The following is a 255-nucleotide window of genomic DNA, read 5'->3' as shown; positions in this document are numbered from 1 at the left end:
TTGTGTGGTCTGCGTCTGCTGTGGCTGCGGAGCGTGGTCCGTCTGCCAGGCTTGCCAGATCATAAAGGTCACGAACAGAAAAGCGATGAGAAAGAGATTGCGTTGCGAATCCATCGTTAATGTTCTCTGGTATCAAAGGTTTTTGGCGGCACAGGATCGTCACCACCCGGGTTCAAGGGGTGGCATTTTAATACGCGTTTCACCGTCAACCAACTGCCTTTTATCACTCCAAACCTGCGCAATGCCTCAATTCCG

1 protein-coding gene is annotated in these 255 nt (G+C 51.4%); it reads right to left on the bottom strand.

What is annotated here, in order from left to right; translation table 11 throughout:
- Nucleotides 1–116 precede the first annotated feature (116 nt).
- The gene (locus tag SB765_RS31540; protein ID WP_410932745.1) at nt 117–242 is read right to left on the bottom strand and encodes a membrane protein insertion efficiency factor YidD; all 126 of its coding nucleotides are present in this window, start codon (nt 240–242) and stop codon (nt 117–119) included.
- Between the last annotated feature and the right edge of the window lie 13 nt (nt 243–255).

The organism is Pseudomonas sp. SIMBA_067 (genome assembly GCF_046534675.1).
Lineage (GTDB): Bacteria > Pseudomonadota > Gammaproteobacteria > Pseudomonadales > Pseudomonadaceae > Aquipseudomonas > Aquipseudomonas putida.
Note: the sequence above shows the minus strand (reverse complement) of the source record. Positions and strands in the feature narration are given on the sequence as shown.